Raw genomic sequence first — 16,151 nt, forward strand, 5'->3', positions numbered from 1 at the left:
CGGGTGAGGCAGCGCCGACAATTCCGGGCGTCCGAACTTGTCGGCGTCGTCAATGGAGATCCGGTGATCCGGAGCGGAAGGCTCGTGGCCATGACGACGCTGCAGGATCTCACCACGAAGGCTCTCGATCGGCGGGCCCCGACCCGTGACGAAGCGATGGCCGTGCTCACCGACACCCACGACGTGCTCGACGTGGTCGCCGCCGCGGGCACCGTGCGCAGGCACTTCTTCGGCCGCCGGGTGAAGCTGAACACGATCATCAACATGAAGTCGGGCATGTGCCCCGAGGACTGCACCTACTGCTCGCAACGGCTGGGCTCGACCTCGGAGATCCTCAAGTACTCGTGGATCAGCCCCGAAGAAGCCGCCGAGACCGCCGATCGCGCCGCGCAGGCAGGGGCGAAGCGCATCTGCCTGGTCGCCAGCGGGCGCGGCCCGGGTCAGCGCGACGTGCGCCGGATCGCCGAGACCATCGAGGAGATCAAGGCCGCGCAGCCGGACGTGGAGATCTGCGCCTGCCTCGGCCTGCTCAAGGACGGCCAGGCCGAGGAACTCCGTGACGCCGGTGTCTACGCCTACAGCCACAACCTCAACACCAACGAGGACCGCTACGCCGACATCTGTTCCACGCACACCTTCACCGATCGGGTCGAGACCGTGGGCAAGGCCACCACGGCCGGAATGTCGTCGTGCTCGGGCGCGATCTTCGGCATGGGCGAGTCCGACGAGGACGTCGTCGCGCTCGCGTTCGAGCTGCTGGAGCTGGACCCGGACTCGGTGCCGATCAACTTCCTCATCCCGATGGAGGGCACACCGCTGTCCGAGGACTGGACCCTCACCCCGGAGCGGTGCCTGCGGATCCTGGCGCTGTACCGGTTCTTCTTCCCGGACGTGGAGGTTCGCCTCGCAGGTGGCCGGGAGATCCACCTGCGCGGCCAGCAGACTCTCGCACTGCACCTCGCCAACTCGATCTTCCTCGGTGACTACCTCACGTCCGAGGGCCAGACCGGGGACGAAGACCGAAGAATGATCACCGACGCCGGGTTCACGATCGAGGGCACCGACGAGCAGACGCTGCCCGACCAGCGGCACGATCTCGTGGCGATCCGGCGCCGGGGCACCGGCACCGAGCTCCCGTCCAACGCCTGAGCGGGCATTGTGGGACGTGGGTGGGTGGTCCGGTACCGCCGCCCCAGTGCGTGCCCCTCGCCCTGCCGAGGCTGGACACGTATGAGGCGTGTCCTACGGGCACACAGTTCCCACATGCACTCTGAGCGTCAGAGGAAGCGCGGATTGATCCGCGTGGGGTGGTTCCGTAGCGGAACCTCACCTCGTGGCCGGCTCCGGGAGCGTCGACATCGAGTAGCCACCTGCACCACGTCGACGCTGTCCCCGCCGGCCACGAGGCGAGAACCCGCCGTCGGCCGTTCTGCGTAGCAAGCAGGAACCCCGACGCAGTGCGCCTGACCACAGCCCTCAAACCGCGCACTCTGTCAGTCGCAGCGTGTGTGTCCGGTCGGCGACACACGGTGCTCGCGTCCACAGTGGTGCATGCCACCACAGTGGAAATCCAGCGGAGATATTCGTCACAACACCAGGAGTCTCGCGCGGACGCCGTCTCACCTTTCACCTGCGAGGGCCGGGAGAATCTCAGGGGCAGTCTCAGGGTGAGCACCGGTGGGGCGGTTCCGTTCGATTCCGTAGCGTCGATGGAGTCGTGTCCGGTTTCGTCCTCGGAGATCATCAATGCCCCTTGCGTCCGCCCTCGCCGCCCAGACCGACGGAGGCGGCATCACCGCATGGGTGCTGGCGATCATGGAGGTGCTGGGCGGTCCCGGCGCCGGGCTCGCCGTCGCGCTGGAGAACCTGTTCCCGCCGATCCCCAGCGAACTGATCCTGCCGCTGGCCGGGTTCGCCGCGAGCGCGGGCAGCATGAGCCTGCTCGGCGCGATCCTGTGGACCACCACAGGCTCCGTCGTCGGCGCGATCGCGCTCTACTATGTCGGAGCGTTGCTCGGCCCGGAACGCACTCGGGCCATCGCCGTGAAGCTCCCGCTGGTGGACGCCACCGACCTCGACCGCACCGAGGACTGGTTCACCCGGCACGGCACGAAGGCGGTCTTCCTCGGCAGGATGGTGCCGGTCTTCCGCAGCTTCATCTCGGTGCCTGCCGGGGTCAAACGGATGCCGATGCCGGTCTTCGTCGCCTTCACCGCAGCGGGCAGCCTCATCTGGAACACCCTGCTCGTCCTCGCCGGGTACTTCCTCGGCGCGAACTGGGGTGTCGTCGAGAGTTACGTCGGCGTGTTCCAGACGTTCGTCATCATCGCCGTGGTCGTGGCGGTGACCACCTTCGTCGCCCGCCGCCTCCGTCGCCGCCGCGTCGACGCCTGAGTCGCGCTCATCCGGTCCATTCCTCGCCTCACCCGACCCTCATTCTGGTGGGGCGAACGGCACTTTCGCCTCACCACACGAGGCGAAAGTGCCGTTCGCCTCGTGTGGGAATCGGCTTGGTGGTCGGTCAGCAGGCTTTGACCCAGCTGCACTCCAGCTGCGATTCGTCGACCTCGGTCCTCGGATCGTCCTGCGGGAGCACCGAGCGCAGCCGCACGGCAGGGCGCGACTGGTCGTCGGCGCCGTCGTACTCGGCGAGGCGCACCGCGACCGCGTCCTCGAGGTCCTGCGGCGAAGGTGAGACGAAGTCGTTGAACAGCACCGAAAACACCAGCTGGTGACCGTTGCGCGCCGTCACGTACCCGGACAGGGACGTGACTCCGGTCAGTGAGCCGGTCTTGGCGTGCACGTTGTTCTCGGCCGGAGTGTCGCGCATGCGGTTGCGCAACGTGCCTCCGACGAACCGCTCCGGCACGCCCGCCACCGGCAGCGACCGGTACCAGGCGTCGAACCACGGCCGCTTCCGAGCCTCGGTGAGCACCGTCGCGAGGTCACGGGGCGCCACCACGTCCATCGTGGACAGACCGGAGCCGTCGACGAAGCGGACCTGTTCCGGGTCGACGCCGAAGTCCGCGAGCCGTGCGGCGATCACGTCGGTGCCCGCCGACCAGCTTCCCTCACCGCGCTCGGCGCGGCCCATCGCCTTCGTGAGCACCTCCGCGTGGCCGTTGTTGCTCAACTTCATGAACGGCACCAGGAGCTCCGACAACGGAATCGACTCCCGCGAGGCGACCACCGACGCACCCTCCGGTGTCGTCCCCTCGCCGACTCCGGAGACCTCGACGCCGTGTGCGGCCAAAGCTCGGGCGAACACGTCCGCGGCGTACGCGGTCGGATCCGGGACGCTGGCGAACTCTTCGACCGCTTCTCCGCCTGCCGGAACCGAACCGGTGACGACGACTCGGTTCGTGGCGTGCTCGCGTTCCACGGTCAGATCCGCGTCGGAACCGGGAGGTCCGGTCGTCGCGCGGTTGTCGACCTCCAGCACACCGGTCGCCGGAACCAGCTCGACGCCAGGCGCCGCACCCTCGACTGCCGGAGACACCCGCACGATCGCCGTGCCCGCGTCGAAATCCTCGTTCGGCGCCACGGTCAGCGCCGAAACCGGGGCCGCGTAGTAGTAGGGCTCGTCGTCCCAGGCCCAGCCCGTTCCGAGCGGCACATCGTCGAACCACGAGTCGTCGGCGACGAGATCGCCGCGGATCTCCTGGATGCCCGATTCGGCCACCTGGGCGGCCAACGCGTCGTACTCCTCGGCCCGCATGGTCGGGTCACCCTCGCCGCGCAGGAACAGGTCCCCGTTCAGGACACCGCCGTCTTGCTCCCCCGCGGCCCGGACCTCGGTGCCGAAGCGGAAATCGGGACCGAGGGTCTCCAGCGCCGCCGCCGACGTCACGAGCTTCGCGTTCGAAGCGGGGGTCGCACGGGCCTTGCCCTCGCGGGAGTAGAGCAGCTCCCCCGTCTCGGTGTCCCGCACGACCACGCCCGCGTGTGAGGCCGCCAGGCGCGGGTCGGAGAGGATCCGGTCGAGATCGGCACGCAACGAGTCCGGTCCGGACGGCGCTGCGGTCGTGGGCACCCCGCCGACCACCACCAAGGTCGCGACGGACGACAGAACGAGAGCCCAGCGACGACGCATCGCGCACCCCTCCGACCGGCCCCGCACCGGGACCACCGATGATCGTCGAATCAACCACGATCAGGTGCGCCGGTCAACGACTCGGCCGCGCGGGTCGGGTACTTGGTCGCGCCGAGTGATGGCTGCCGTCAGGCACCGTCCACCACGAAACCACCAACGCGAACCAACCCCCGCGCACCCTGTCAGCCGAGTACGAGCGAGCCCGCCATCGCCAGCAGCGCCCCGCCGCAGCAGCGCTCGAACACCCGTCGGCGGCGAGGATCGGCGAGCCACACGGTCATCCGTCGCACCGACGGCACCACCAGCAGCCACCACGCGCCGAAGGCACTCACCGCGACCGCGCTCAACAGCGCCGCCTGCCGCATCGCGTCGCCCGCCGGATCCATGGCCTGCGGCAACAGCGTGAGGAACGTGAGCATGACCTTCGGGTTGAGCACGTCCACGAGCAGGCCACGCAGGAACACCGAACGACCCGACCCCGGGTGGAGGCTCATATCGTTCGTGTGTTCGGCGGAACCGGCCCGACGCAGAATCTGGACGCCCAGCCAGCCGAGGTAGGCGACACCGATCACCTTCACCACGACCAACGCGGTCGGCGCGGCCATGACCAGCGCCGAAAGGCCGAGGGTGGCCGCGCTCGCGTGCAGCAGCAGGCCCGTGGTCACGCCGGCCGCCGCGAGCCACCCGTGCCGAGCGTTGTTCGCAGCGTTGCGCGTGACGAGCACGAAGTCCGGACCGGGAACCATGATGATCACCGCCAAGCCGACCAGGAACGGACCCCACGCGATCTCCACGACTGACCACCATTCTTCCGAGGGTGTGCGACGAACCGGGGTGATCGTGCGTCACCAATTCCCCTCCGCACCATCGTTTCCGTATGATGTTCGGTCATGTCCGATTTGGTGGAACTGGATTCGGTCGACTGGCACATCTTGGAGGAGTTGCAGAACGACGCGACGCTGACCAACCGCACGCTGGCCGAACGAGTCGGCCTCGCCCCGTCGAGTTGCCTGCAGCGCGTTCGTCGCCTGCGGGAACAGGGCGTGATCGTCGGGTCACACGTCGACGTCGACCCGGCGGCCGCCGGGCTCCCCCTGGAAGCAGTGGTGTCGATCAACGTACGCCCGCACACGCGGACGGTCGTGGACTCGTTCCGCGGGTTCGTCCTGGCTCAGCCCGAGACCCGCAGCCTCCTGCACGTGTCGGGTCAGGCCGACTTCCTGCTGCACCTCGCGGTCAGTGACAGCACGCACCTGCAGGAGTTCCTCGTCGACAGGCTCGCGGCGCGCACCGAGGTCCGGCACTTCACCAGCTCGATCGTGCTGGAACAGGCCCACACCCGCGCTCTCACTCCCCCGCGGCACCTCCGCCCCACTCGCCGCCGCTGAAGCGGGGGGGGGCACATGCGCGCGACATTGACACCCGCGCTGCGGAGGGGCGGAGGCTCCTGGAGTGATCTTGGGCTCTGAGTAGCAATACGCTGATCCCGCTTCCCCGCTTTGGATAGAGTTTGCCCTGATCGTTGCACTTGATCCTGGGGAGGACCCACGTGAGCGTCCGTGTCGATCCAGCGACGCGCCACCAAAGGCATGATCGAGAAGGCCTCCACCAGCGCCGCCGCAGTGAGTGGACTCTGGGGAACCATGACCAGTTCCCAACGTGCCGATCTGATGGACCGCTGACAGGCCTGTGAACAACTCAGCGAGAGCGTCAGCATCTCCGCCAGTCGTTCCTGCTTTGCCTCGATAGGCATCGCCGGCCTGCCGCCCCAGTCGGCTTCGGAGCGGTCAGAGCCAACACGGGAAGATCTTCGCGCGAATTTGCCGCCCCTATCGCACAGTGTTGCGCCGCCTACGCACCAAGCCACGAGATCAGGCTCCTCCACGGCACCACCAACGCAGAACGACCCTGCAGGGATGCGGTCAGTCGAGGACGCGGAGGAGTCCTTCTTGGACGACCGTGGCGACGAGTTCGCCGTCGCGGGTGAAGAACCGGCCGGTCGCCAAGCCGCGACCGCCGGACGCGCTGGGCGACTCGCAGTCGTAGAGCAGCCACTCGTCGGCCCGGAACCTGCGGTGGAACCACATCGCGTGGTCCAGGCTCGCGCCCACGACCTTGTCCAACCCCCAGTACACGCCGTGCCGTGCCAGCACCGCGTCGAGCAGGGTCAGATCCGAGGCGTAGGCGACCATGCACACGTGCAGCAGCGCATCGTCCGGCAGGCTCCCGTCGGCGCGCATCCACACCTGGCTGCGCGCCTCGCGGGGACCGGCGGCTCGGCTCACCCACGGCGGGTCCGTCACGTACCGGACGTCGATGGGGCGCGGCATCTTCACGGCGTCGCCGAAGACCTCCGCGAGTCCCTCGACGGTCTGGCCGTAACTGGGCAGCGTCTCCGGGGCGGGCACGTCGAGCGGCATCGGATCGGCGTGGTCGATGCCGGGCTCATCCTGCTGGAAGGAGGCCGACAGCGAGAAGATCGGCTTGCCGCGCTGCACCGCCACGACCCGGCGCGTCGTGAACGACTTCCCGTCCCGAGTGCGGTCGACGTCGTACACGATCGGGACACTCGGGTCTCCCGGCCGGATGAAGTACGAGTGCAGTGAGTGCACGTGCCGATCCTCGGGAACGGTCCGCCCGGCCGCGACCAGCGCCTGCCCGGCCACCTGTCCGCCGAACACCCGCACCGGCGACTCCGCGGGGCTCACGCCCCGGAAGATGTTCTCCTCGATGCGTTCCAGGTCGAGCAGCGCCACCAGCCGGTCCACCACGGGTTGCCCGCGCGGAATCCCGGCGTCGTCGACGAACGCGGCCTCCCCGAGTTCGGCGCCAGCGGGGTCGGCCGCGGCCGCGCGTGCCGCTTCGGTCACGTCAGTCTCCTCCAGCTCGTGCGGACCGACCTGATCAGACGTGGTCCTCTTCGCCGAGACGGTGCACCCGGATCAAGTTGGTCGATCCGACGGTACCGGGCGGAGACCCCGCCACCACGACGACCATGTCGCCCGTCTTGGACTTGCCCAGCGACAGCATCGCCTGGTCGACCTGGCGCACCATCTGGTCGGTCGTGTCCACTTTAGGCACCAGGAACGTCTCCGTCCCCCAGGTGAGAGCCAGCTGACTCCGCACGGACTCCTCGGGTGTGAACGCCCACAGCGGGAGCCGTGTGTGCAACCGCGCGAGCCGACGCACCGTGTCGCCCGACTGACTGAACGCGACGAGCGCCTTGGCGTTGAGACGCTCCCCGATGTCGCGCGCGGCGTACGAGATGACGCCGCGCTTGGTCCGGGGCACGTGGCTGAGCTCCGGCGGGGTCGGAGAACCGGCCTCGACCGCCTCCACGATGCGGCCCATGGTCTGCAGGGTCTCGATCGGGTAGCGGCCGACGCTGGTCTCACCGGAGAGCATCACCGCGTCGGCTCCGTCGAGCACCGCGTTCGCGACGTCGGAGGTCTCCGCGCGGGTCGGCCGGGAGTTGTTGATCATCGAGTCGAGCATCTGGGTGGCCACGATGACCGGCTTGGCGTTCTCGCGGGCGATCCGGATCGCCTTCTTCTGCACCAGCGGGACGTGCTCGAGCGGCACCTCGACGCCGAGGTCACCACGGGCGACCATCACGCCGTCGAAGGCGAGCACGATCGCTTCCAGGTTGTCGACTGCTTCGGGCTTCTCCAGCTTCGCGATCACCGGACGCCGCGCGCCGACCCGGTCCATGACCTGATGCACGAGGTCGATGTCGGCGGGGCTGCGCACGAACGACAGGGCGATGAAGTCCACCCCGAGTTCGAGCGCGAACTCGAGGTCCTCGACGTCCTTGTCGGACAGTGCGGGCACCGAGATGTCCATGCCGGGCAGCGACAGCCCCTTGCTGTCGGAGACCGGGCCGCCCTCGTCGACCTCGCACACCACGTCGTTGCCCTCGACCGCGGTCACGTTCAGGCTGACCTTGCCGTCGTCGACCAGGAGGCGGTCGCCTTCCTTGGCGTCCGAGGCCAGGCCCTTGTAGGTGGTGGACACCCGGTCGTGGGTGCCCTCGATGTCGTCGACCGTGATGCGCACGACGTCGCCGCTGCGCCACTCGACGGGACCCACCGCGAACTTGCCGAGGCGGATCTTGGGGCCTTGCAGGTCACCGAGCACGCCGACAGCGCGCCCGGTCTCCTTCGCTGCCGACCGGACCATGTCGTAGGACCGGCGGTGGTCGTCATGCGACCCGTGGCTGAAATTCATCCGGGCGACGTTCATGCCGCTCTCGACCAACTCGGTCACCTTGTCCGGGGTCGAGGTCGCGGGGCCCAGGGTACAAACGATCTTCGCTCGTCGACTCACATCGGCTCACCCTAGTCTGTCGGGGGGCTCGCGCACCGCGTGTGGCCCACACAATGGACGTTCGGGAGAGATCGTTGCTGAATCATTACAGGATTCGCCTGCGACAGGCACCGTTCGCCCTGGTCGCTCTGGCAAGTGTGGTGATTCTGTTCACACCCGCGTCGGGCGTGCCGTCGGCGCCTCCGGGCACCGACGTGATCGTGCACCTGACGCTGTTCGCCGCGCTCGCCGGCACGGGCGCGCTCGCCCGGCTGCCGCCTCGGCCGCTCACCCTCGGGCTGGCCCTGTACGCCGGGGCCTCCGAGGTGCTGCAAATGCTTCTTCCGCTCGGGCGCAGCGGCGACCCCGTCGACGTGCTGGCCGACCTCGCCGGTGTGGCGCTCGGGCTCACCGCGGCGGTGTGGGCTCCCCGCGTTCGCGCGGCCACCTCGCGCAGCGTCCTCTCTGACTGAGAAGGCGTGTTGGAACTGAGGTCGGTGGTCCGGTACCGGCGCCCCAGTTCGTGCCTCGCGGCGTTGGGGTCCTCTTGAGTACCAGGCGTACGACGCGAGAACCCCTGCCTTGCGAAGCACGAACTCCGAACGCCGGAGCCCCTCACTTTGCTGCGGCTGGGCAGGTATGACCGTGCCCTACGGGCACCCATGACCGTTCGCAAATGCACTCTGGCGGGGTCAGCCGGCCGAGCCGACGTGGGCAGCACACCAGTGGTTGAGGTCCGCGAGCGCCGACCAGGCGGTGCGGACGCGGTCGAGGCAGGCGCGTTCGTGCAGGATCTCGTCCGGGTCCCACCGGTGAGCGACGTGCAGCGTGCGGTGTCGCAGCAGCCACAGCCGCGGATGATCGGCCGCGATGCCGCGCGGGCGGGTCTTCATGACGTCGCCGCCGAGCTCCCACTGCTGGTCGAGCAAGGCGTCGACGATGCCGCGCAGACGTTCACCCCGGATCTCGTCGTCGAGCGCGGTGCGCAGCCGTTCGCGCTGGGCGACAGCGGTGTGGAAGCACCCGCCCGCGACGAGCATGCCCGCGGCCGAAACCTCCACGTAGTACGCGCCGCCGCCACGCCCCCGCTCGATCACGGCGCCGCAGTGCGTCTTGTACGGCGACTTGTCGGCGCTGAACCGCACGTCTCGGTGCGGACGGAACACCTTGCCGGTGCCGAAGCCGGGCCCGAACTCCGGTTCCAGCTCGGCAAGCAGCTGCTCCATGGGACCGCGCACGTGCTCGCGGTAGAGCGCGAGATGGTCACTCCAGTACGCCTTCGAGTTGTCGGCCTCCAGACCGTCGAAAAACTCGCACGCACCGTCCCCGAACCCGGCGAAACCCATGCGGGAAGGGTACGAGGGTGCGCGGAGCGATCTGCGTGGGCGGTTTCGTAGCGGAACCCCGTCTCGCGGCTGGTAGCGAGAGCCACTCCGGCCCCACTGCGCTCTCCCCGCGAGAGCGTCTCCGACACGGCCACACGAACGTTGGAACCAGCTCCGCGCGGCACGTCAGCAGGATCGTTTCGCCCAGTTCAACCGCGCTGCAGCGGGTAGTCTCGCAGTCGTGGCTCCTCCCGCACACGCCAGCACCCGGGAGCCTGCGGGCAACCTGCCGGTCGACGTGACGAGCTTCGTCGGGCGGCGCCGTGAGATCACGCTGACCAAGCGTCTTCTCGCCGAGTCCCGTGTGGTGACCCTCACCGGATCCGGCGGTGTCGGCAAGACACGGCTGGCCATTCGTGTCGCCACGAATGTCCGGCGCAACTTCCGCGACAAGGCCTGGTCCGTCGAGCTCGAGGACGTACGTGATCCGTCGCTGCTCGCCGACGCGGTCCGCGAGCAGCTCGGGCTGAGCACCCCGGAATCGCCGACGGACGTCGACGGTGTCGTCGACCAGCTTCGGCAGAGCGAGATGCTGCTCGTGCTGGACAACTGCGAGCACCTGATCGACGAGGCCGCGCTGTTCGTGGACACGGTGATCCGCCGCTGCCCCGGAGTCCGGATCCTCGCCACCAGCAGGCAGTCGCTCGGCGTCGCGGGTGAGAGCACGATGGTCGTGCCCCCGTTGCAGGTGCCGGACCCGGACCACCTGCCTGCTCCCGAGTCCTACGAGCAGTTCGCCTCGGTGCGGTTGTTTCTCGACCGGGCGCGTGCGGTGCTGCCGGAACTGGAGGTCGACGCCCAGAACGGTCCGGCGCTGATGCGGCTGTGCCACCACCTGGACGGCAACCCGCTGGCGATCGAACTCGCCGCGGTGCGGTTGCGGTCGCTGTCGCTGGAGCAACTGGAGGAGCGGCTCGCGGAGCGCTACGACCTGCTCACCCAGGGTCGGCGCGGCGCCCCGTCTCGGCAGCAGACCCTGCAGGCACTGGTCGACTGGAGCTGGGACCTGCTCACCGAGGGCGAACGCCGGGCGTGGGCGCGGATCTCGGTGTTCTCCGGCAGCTTCGAGCTGGAGGCCGCCGAACACGTCGCGGGCAACGGGCTCAGCCCGGTCGCGGTGCTCGGCGCGATGCATTCGCTGGTCGACAAGTCGGTCCTGCTGCGGGAGGAGACCGAGGGCGAGGTCCGGTACCGGCTGCTGCACATCCTCCGGGACTACGGCCAGGAGCGCCTCGCCGAGTCCGGTGAGCAGCGGGCGGTGCGGCGCAAGCACTACCACTGGTTCGCGGGGCTGGTGAACCGGTTCGCCCGGGAGTGGATCGGTTCGGAGCAGGTCGCGTGGCTGGAACGGCTGCACAACGACCACGGCAACCTGCGGGCCGCGATGGACGCGGCGTTGGAGGACGACGACGGAGTCACCACGGCACTGCTGATCGCGGTGCAGCTGACGCCGTACTGGACCGCGAGGGGACTCAACGGCGAGGCCAGGATGTGGCTGGAGAAGGGCCTGGAACGGTCGTCGACGCCGAGCCCGCAGCGGTCGGCGGCGGTTCGGGCGAACGCGTGGTTCGCCCTGTTGCAGGGTGACGTCCCCGCCGCCGACAAGCTGCTCGACCAGGCTGCGTCGGGACCGACGGGCAGCGTGGCCCAAGCGGCGTACCTCGCACAGGTCCGGGGGATGCGCGCGTTCTTCGTCGGAGACCTGTCCACGGCGACGACGCTGCTGGAGGACGCGCTGTCCGGGTTCCGTACCGCGCGGGCCGCGCAGGGCGAGCTGTTCGCCCTGTTCGGCCTGGGCTTCGTGCGGGGCATGACCGGCGAATCGGAGACGGGCCTGGTCCTGCTGGAGCAGGCGATCGCACTCAGTACGGACTACGACGAGGTGTTCTGGCGCGCGTACGCGTTGTGGGCGTCGGCACACGTCGAGTTCGAGCGGGGCAACCTCGAGCACGCGGAGAACGCGGCCAAGGACGCGTTGCGCCTCAAACGTCGGCTGGACAACCGGCTGGCGACCGCGTTCAGCTTCGGCACGCTCGCGTGGATCGCGCAGCGTCAACGGCGACCCGACCGGGCGGCGCGGTTGTTCGGCGCGTCCGCGGCGATGTGGGACGCGGTGCGGGCGGCGCCGGCGTTCTACGCGACGTTCGAGGCCGCGCACGTGCAACACGAGGAGGAGACGCGTACCGCGCTCGGTGACGACACCTTCGACCAGGAGTTCGAGCGCGGCTACCGGATGACCTCGGCCGGGGCGCTCGACTTCGCGCTCGAGGTCAAGAAGCGGCCGAAGCCGGCCCCGACGAAGGAGACCGCCGGCGGGGACGAGGTGAAGCTGACTCGCCGCGAGCGGGAGATCGCCGCGCTGGTGGCCCAGGGGCGTACGAACAAGGAGATCGCGGAGAACCTCGTCATCGCGCAGCGCACGGTCGAGGGCCACGTGCAGCACATCCTCACCAAGCTCGATTTCAGCTCGCGCGCACAGATCGCCGGGTGGCTGGCGGGCCAGCACACCGGCGGTTCCGGTGATCAATCACCCTGAGTTTTCACTTTCCGTGACTTCGTCGTAATCAGTGTTCCCCTGATCGGCGGAAACTAGGTACCTATCCGAGTACTTGCCGTGATGCGCGCGTGACATTGTCACGGGGAGTGTTGAGCAGGTGAGCCCCGAAACCCCAGAGCCGTCCCCCGACCGGCTCAATACCCCCGATGCCATGCACGAAACGACGTCAGCCCCCGACGCCCAGTCGGAGGCCGGCACCGAGCAGGCGGAGTACACCGCGGCCACCCCCGAGGCCGTGGCGCACTCCTCCAGCAGCAGTGCGACCCCCGTCGGCGCCCATCGCCGTCGTGGGCGTTCCCGCGCGGTGCTCGACTGGTTGCGCGACCCGAGTAGCGGGTACCTGAGCCCACTGCAGCGCGTCACCCCCCGGATGCGGCTGGTTCAGGTGGGCAGCGCCGTGGCCGCGGCAGGCGTCCTCGCCGCGACCGCAGGTGCCCTCGCCTCGGTACCGCAGGACACGTCGGTCGCGTCGGCCACGTTCGTCCAACCGCTGGTCGAGCGCGACAACCAGGCCCCCGCAGGTGCCCAGGACCGCCAGGAGCAAGCCAACCGGGACAACGCCGGAGCAGCAGGCCCCGGCAACGCCCCCGGCGCCCAGGCGAAGCAGAGCCCGGTCGAGGAGATCAAGTCGTGGTCGACGAAGTCGGCCGACACCATCCCCGTGTCCCAGAACGCCCTGCAGGCCTACGCCGAGGCCGAGCAGTCGCTGGAAGAGAAGCGGCCGAACTGCAACCTGCCGTGGAACCTGCTCGCCGGGATCGGCCGTATCGAGTCCAAGCACGGCGAGATCTTCGGCGCGAAGCTGAACGACGAGGGCAGCCCCACTGACCCGATCGTCGGGATCGCCCTCGACGGCAGCAGCGGCGTCAAGGCCATCACCGACACCGACGGCGGGAAGCTGGACGGTGACCCGGTGACCGACCGCGCCGTCGGTCCGATGCAGTTCATCCCCACCACCTGGGAGAAGTGGGGCATGGACGGCAACCACGACGGCAAGGTCGACCCCCAGAACCTCAACGACGCCGCGGCGTCCGCGGGCAACTACCTGTGCGGCGAGGGCGAGGCCCGCGACCTCTCCGGTGAGGACGCCCAGCGTGAGGCGCTGATGGAGTACAACCAGTCCGCCGAGTACGGGCAGGACGTATTGGACGCCGCCGCCGAGTACGCGCAGGCAGGCGGGCCGCGGTCGGAACGGGGCTGACGTCGCGGTCGTGACGCGGCCGGGCCGGCGGAGCTTGTTCCCTCTCGGCTCCCCGGCCCGGTCCGGTCACACTTCGCTCGCGCTCCCCCGCTGCTCGCGACCGTCGGCGAGGCGGTCGAGCGTGCCTTCGAGCGACTCGGCGACCAGTTCTCGCATCGCCCCTTCCGCCCGGTGCGCGTCACCGCCGTGGATGCAGGCCGCGATCTCGCAGTGCAGTTGAACGGCCACCGGCCGAGGGGTGCTGGGCATCAGGCCGTGCCCGGTCCGCCACCGCAACACCTCCGCCACCACCTCGTCGAGCTGCGCGAACATCTCGTTTCCCGAGGCACCGAGCACGAGCCCGTGGAAGGCGATGTCGGCCTCCAGGAAGGTGTCGAGATCACCGGTCCGGGCGGTCGCGGCCATCCGCTCCGAGAGCGTGAGCAACCGGGCCGTGTCCTGCGGCGGGGCCCGGCGAGCGGCAGCGGCAGCCGCTGCGGGCTCCACCGCCGTCCGCATCTCGACGAGCGTTTTGACCTGCGCTTCCCTGTCCGCGGCGAGGAGCCAGCGGATGAGATTCGGGTCGAACGCGTTCCACTCCGCGCGCGGGCGCACCACGATGCCGACCCGTTTCCGGCCGATGACGAGCCGGATCCCGGCCAGGGTGCGGACGACCTCACGGGCGACGCTACGGGAGATCGCGAACCGCTCTTCGAGTTCGTCGGTGCGCACGACGCTGCCCTCGGGGTGCACTCCCGCGGCGATCTCGTGGCCGAGTGCGTCCACGACCGTGTCGTGCAGCGCGCCCCCAGCGGTTCGGCTCATCGGGTTCCCTCCCGTCGGTGACGCCGAGCTTACGAGCGAGCGCACGGCATCCTGGACATTTCGGCATACTAAATCGGTTCACTAGCCGAAAAAGTCATATTTAATGCCGGGCTTCTCCTATGCTCTGCCGCGCACCAGCCCAGCGAGGAGCCCTCATGTCCCATCCCGGGTCCACCGAACTCCTGCTCGCCGCGCCTGCGGCGAGCTGGACCGCCCACGACACCCGCCTGCTGTCGGCCACGCTCGCCGGAATCGCCGTGATCGTGCTGCTGATCAGCTGGGCGAAGCTGCACCCGTTCCTGTCGCTCGCGCTCGGCGCGGGCACCCTCGGCGTGGTCGCAGGGATGCCCTTCGGCGACCTCGTCGAGACGTTCACCGAGGGGCTCGGCTCCACCGTCGGCGAAGTCGGCCTGCTCGTGGCACTCGGCGCGATGCTCGGCAAGCTGCTCACCGACACCGGTGGCGCCGACGAGATCGTCGAGACGGTGCTCCGGCACACCACCCGCCGCAGCCTGCCGTGGGCGATGGTCTTCGTCGCCTCCCTGCTCGGACTGCCGATGTTCTTCGAGGTCGGCGTGGTCGTTCTCGTGCCGGTGGTGATCATGGTCGCGAGCCGGGCCGAACAGCCCGTCCTGCGCATCGGGATTCCCGCGCTCGCCGGACTCTCCGTCCTGCACGGGCTGCTCCCGCCGCATCCGGGGCCACTCGCCGCGGTCGACGCGCTCGGAGTCGACCTCGGTCTCACCCTCGCGGTGGGACTCGTCGTCGCGATCCCCACCGCGATCGTCTCCGGCCCGTTGTTCGGTTCCCTCATCGCACGTCGCGTCGAGGTGCCCACCCCCACGCACCTACTCGGCGACGCGGAACGCGCACGACCCGGGCAACGTCCCGGCTTCGCGCTCGCCACGACGATGCTGCTAATGCCGGTCGTGCTCATGCTCGGCAAGTCGTTCGCCGACCTCACCCTCGCCGAAGGCTCCGCGGGCTACCTTGTGCTCGACACGGTGGGAACCCCGGTCGTGGCGCTCATGCTCACGGTGCTGACCGCCGTCGTCGCGCTCGGCCGCGGCGCCCGGTTCAGCCGCACCCGCCTGGCCGACACCGTCGGCGGCGCGCTGCCCCCGATCGCCGGGATCATCCTGATCGTCGGCGCGGGCGGCGGTTTCAAACAGACCCTGGTCGACTCCGGGGTCGACACGATGATCACCGACCTCGCCCGCGGTGCCTCGCTGTCGCCGCTGGTGCTCGCCTGGCTCATCGCGGTCGGCATCCGGGTCGCCACCGGCTCGGCGACCGTCGCCACGATCTCCGCCGCGGGCATCGTCGCTCCCCTCGTCGCAGGCATGGACCCCGTGCAGGGCGCGCTCGTCGCGCTGGCCATCGGGTCCGGGTCGCTGTTCCTCTCGCACGTCAACGACGCCGGGTTCTGGCTGGTCAAGGAGTACTTCGGAATGACCGTCGGGCAGACGCTGCGCAGCTGGTCGGTGATGGAGACGCTTCTGTCGGTGGTCTCGTTCGGGTTCATTCTGGTCATCGACCTCGTGCTGTAGCCGCCAACCTTTGATCTTGTTCCGACACCTGTCCGGGCACGGTCTCGCGTGTTCAGCACGGGCACGGTGAGGAGCTCCCGGGTTCCAGGCCGGCGCTCGCAAGGCCGGGGTCGCCGCGGCGTCCGTGCCGGTCTCAACTTCGCGAGCGGCTTGATGGGACGCCGGTACGCGACCACCACCGCAGACCACAGACAGCTTCGCACCGGGTCCGAAGCCGGGCGCTTGATCGACACTCCGCGTGCACGTCGGCACCCGG

Annotated in this window: 13 protein-coding genes; 7 read left to right on the forward strand and 6 right to left on the reverse strand. The window is 69.3% G+C overall.

Going from position 1 to position 16,151, the window contains the following annotated elements; translation table 11 throughout:
• The first annotated feature begins 90 nt into the window (after positions 1-90).
• Entirely contained in the window at positions 91-1,149 is a 1,059-nt protein-coding gene (gene bioB, locus GIY23_RS15940) for a biotin synthase BioB (RefSeq protein WP_154078899.1), read from the forward strand.
• 597 nt (positions 1,150-1,746) lie between these two features.
• Positions 1,747-2,394, forward strand: coding sequence for a DedA family protein (locus GIY23_RS15945; protein WP_154077386.1), 648 nt, complete (start codon positions 1,747-1,749; stop codon positions 2,392-2,394).
• Between the two features lie 127 nt (positions 2,395-2,521).
• On the opposite strand, the gene dacB is transcribed toward GIY23_RS15945, so the two are convergent.
• Positions 2,522-4,093 (reverse strand): D-alanyl-D-alanine carboxypeptidase/D-alanyl-D-alanine endopeptidase, encoded by a 1,572-nt coding sequence (gene dacB / locus GIY23_RS15950; RefSeq protein ID WP_154077387.1) that lies wholly within the window; start codon positions 4,091-4,093, stop codon positions 2,522-2,524.
• Positions 4,094-4,275: 182 nt separating this feature from the next.
• Positions 4,276-4,887, reverse strand: a complete 612-nt coding sequence (locus GIY23_RS15955) for a LysE family translocator (protein ID WP_154077388.1) — start codon at positions 4,885-4,887, stop codon at positions 4,276-4,278.
• Positions 4,888-4,983: 96 nt separating this feature from the next.
• Here GIY23_RS15955 and GIY23_RS15960 point away from each other — a divergent pair, with 96 nt between their 5' ends.
• Positions 4,984-5,481 carry an Lrp/AsnC family transcriptional regulator gene (locus GIY23_RS15960; RefSeq protein ID WP_154077389.1) on the forward strand — a complete coding sequence of 166 codons (498 nt, stop codon included), beginning with the start codon at positions 4,984-4,986 and terminating at the stop codon, positions 5,479-5,481.
• Between the two features lie 534 nt (positions 5,482-6,015).
• On the opposite strand, the gene tesB is transcribed toward GIY23_RS15960, so the two are convergent.
• On the reverse strand, positions 6,016-6,963 hold the full coding sequence (gene tesB, locus GIY23_RS15965) for an acyl-CoA thioesterase II (protein WP_154077390.1): 948 nt from the start codon (positions 6,961-6,963) through the stop codon (positions 6,016-6,018).
• 34 nt (positions 6,964-6,997) lie between these two features.
• Positions 6,998-8,419 (reverse strand): pyruvate kinase, encoded by a 1,422-nt coding sequence (pyk, locus tag GIY23_RS15970; RefSeq protein ID WP_154077391.1) that lies wholly within the window; start codon positions 8,417-8,419, stop codon positions 6,998-7,000.
• Between the two features lie 137 nt (positions 8,420-8,556).
• Between pyk and GIY23_RS15975 the strand changes: the two genes are divergently transcribed.
• The gene (locus tag GIY23_RS15975) at positions 8,557-8,871 is read left to right on the forward strand and encodes a VanZ family protein (protein WP_222850176.1); all 315 of its coding nucleotides are present in this window, start codon (positions 8,557-8,559) and stop codon (positions 8,869-8,871) included.
• A 219-nt stretch (positions 8,872-9,090) separates the two neighbouring features.
• On the opposite strand, the gene GIY23_RS15980 is transcribed toward GIY23_RS15975, so the two are convergent.
• Entirely contained in the window at positions 9,091-9,744 is a 654-nt protein-coding gene (locus GIY23_RS15980; RefSeq protein WP_154077393.1) for a DUF2461 domain-containing protein, read from the reverse strand.
• 220 nt (positions 9,745-9,964) lie between these two features.
• On the opposite strand from GIY23_RS15980, the gene GIY23_RS15985 reads away from it, so the two are divergent.
• Both GIY23_RS15985 and GIY23_RS15990 read left to right on the forward strand, forming a co-directional pair.
• Complete coding sequence (locus GIY23_RS15985) at positions 9,965-12,319, forward strand: LuxR C-terminal-related transcriptional regulator (RefSeq protein WP_154077394.1); 2,355 nt, start codon at positions 9,965-9,967, stop codon at positions 12,317-12,319.
• Between the two features lie 172 nt (positions 12,320-12,491).
• The gene (locus GIY23_RS15990) at positions 12,492-13,541 is read left to right on the forward strand and encodes a lytic transglycosylase domain-containing protein (protein WP_154077395.1); all 1,050 of its coding nucleotides are present in this window, start codon (positions 12,492-12,494) and stop codon (positions 13,539-13,541) included.
• A 66-nt stretch (positions 13,542-13,607) separates the two neighbouring features.
• Here the strand turns inward: GIY23_RS15990 and GIY23_RS15995 are convergent, their stop codons facing one another.
• Positions 13,608-14,345, reverse strand: coding sequence for a FadR/GntR family transcriptional regulator (locus GIY23_RS15995; RefSeq protein ID WP_154077396.1), 738 nt, complete (start codon positions 14,343-14,345; stop codon positions 13,608-13,610).
• Positions 14,346-14,527: 182 nt separating this feature from the next.
• Here GIY23_RS15995 and GIY23_RS16000 point away from each other — a divergent pair, with 182 nt between their 5' ends.
• A complete protein-coding gene (locus tag GIY23_RS16000; RefSeq protein ID WP_456061937.1) occupies positions 14,528-15,895 on the forward strand; it encodes a GntT/GntP/DsdX family permease in 1,368 nt (455 codons plus the stop codon).
• Positions 15,896-16,151: the final 256 nt, after the last annotated feature.

The organism is Allosaccharopolyspora coralli (genome assembly GCF_009664835.1).
Classification (GTDB): domain Bacteria; phylum Actinomycetota; class Actinomycetes; order Mycobacteriales; family Pseudonocardiaceae; genus Allosaccharopolyspora; species Allosaccharopolyspora coralli.